The 1,593-nt window shown below is 68.2% G+C and carries 1 protein-coding gene; it reads right to left on the bottom strand.

What is annotated here, in order from left to right; all coding sequences use genetic code 11:
* Positions 1-113: 113 nt before the first annotated feature.
* Positions 114-1,565, bottom strand: coding sequence for an IS1182-like element ISThph1 family transposase (locus MXC99_RS00400; protein WP_247723670.1), 1,452 nt, complete (start codon positions 1,563-1,565; stop codon positions 114-116).
* Positions 1,566-1,593: the final 28 nt, after the last annotated feature.

Here is a 1,593-nt window from a genome sequence, read left to right as displayed (position 1 = left end):
GAGACCCAGTGGCCTGCGATGCGCAGGTGCTGTGGGGTGTTCGAGGCCCAGCCAAGCGACTGCGAGGGCAGATCCGGGGTTTTCAGGAGGCGGGTTTTCATTTCAGGCACCTCTTATGCCAGCGCTGCGGCGATTTTGGACGCACCGCTACCTCGACCGAGCATCTGCGGCGCGATCTTGGCCATGCGCATCAAGTTGTGCGCCAGCGCGTACAGGTAAGCCACCGCTCGAACCTTGCGCAGCCCGCGCACAGGCATGCGCTGCAGTCCGCGGTTGCGCGCCAGTGCGTTGACGCACTCGGCCGTGGCCGCGCGTTGCTTGTACACATCCTTGATCTCGTCGCCGGCCATGCGCGCACGCCACTGCGCCACCGGCTCGGAGTCCCCTTCCTTGCGCCGGTACTTGTCCGGCGGCGGGCGGGCGTCGTCGTCGCGCTTGTCTGCCTTGCGCCTGGGCTCGGGCACCGGGGCGATGACCTCGGTCTGGCCTTTCGTGTGCGCATGCACCGCCTCAATCTGCTCGTGCGCGGGAAAGCCCCCATCGACCAGCCATTGCCCGGGTACTGTGCCCGTGCGCTCGATGACCTGCTCGAGCATCGGCGCCATCTGCGCCATGTCGCTGCCGGTGTTGCTCACCTCCACCCCGACGATGACCTGGTCCTCGCACGTTGTGGCCAGCTGTACGTTGAACGCTGGCCGGTAGCCGCCGTCGCCCATCTTCATCACCCGCGCGTCGGCATCCGTGGTGCTGGCTCGTGCCTGCTCGGGCTTTTCACCGTTGCGCCGCTTGGCCGCCTGCACCTGCGGCAGTTGCTCCAGCGCGGCGCGGATGCACTCCTCGCGCTGCTGCGCGGCACGCTCGCGCGCAGCCTGCGCCCGGCGGCTGGCCGCTGCCGGATCGGCCGCGGCGCGTTTCTTGATGTCATCGACCAACTCGCCGGCCTCGGCCAAGTGCTGCTCGAGGCTGGCCTGCCGCCGAAACGACGCTGCGCCCGCATCGGCACGCACGCGCATGCCGTCCTGCGCCACGCGCTCCAGGCTGATCGCCCCAGCCGAGGCCAGCGCAGCGACATTGGCCGTGAGCACTTCGTCCATCAAGCTCTCGTTGCCTGAGCGAAAGTCGTTGAGCGCGTGGTAATTCACCGACACGCCACCGCAGATCCAGCGGTAGGCGTCGCTCTCGCGCGTGAGACGGGCAATCTCCCGGCCGCTGCCCACCGCATCGAGCGTGGCGTACAGCCACAGCGCGAACAGGATCCGCGGGTCGATCGCCGACCGTCCGGCGTTGCTGCCACGGGCCTTGATCGATTCGATCAACCGGCTCAGGTCCTGCCGCTCGACGTAGCCCCACACCAGCCGAGCCCGGTGATCCTCACCCAGCAGCGACTCCAGGTCCGAGGCGCGCAGTTCGATCTGCCCGCGGTTGGGCTGCAGCAACCGCGGCGGGCCTTGCCGGCGTGAAGCCGCCCGCGCCTGCTTCGCCGCGATCACCTGTTGTTCCTCGACAGCCGGCAGCTCATCGAACAGGCTGGCCGGCGATCCGTTATGACGTTCGGTCTCGTTCATGTCTCGGAGCATGCCAGTCCCAGCACAA

Source organism: Thauera aromatica, from assembly GCF_023093595.1.
In the GTDB taxonomy this organism is placed as follows: domain Bacteria; phylum Pseudomonadota; class Gammaproteobacteria; order Burkholderiales; family Rhodocyclaceae; genus Thauera; species Thauera aromatica_A.
Note: the sequence above shows the minus strand (reverse complement) of the source record. Positions and strands in the feature narration are given on the sequence as shown.

Bases quoted from the DNA above. Each gene is read 5' to 3' on its own strand.
- MXC99_RS00400 (WP_247723670.1), bottom strand. From the start codon at position 1,565: ATGAACGAGACCGAACGTCATAACGGATCGCCGGCCAGCCTGTTCGAT.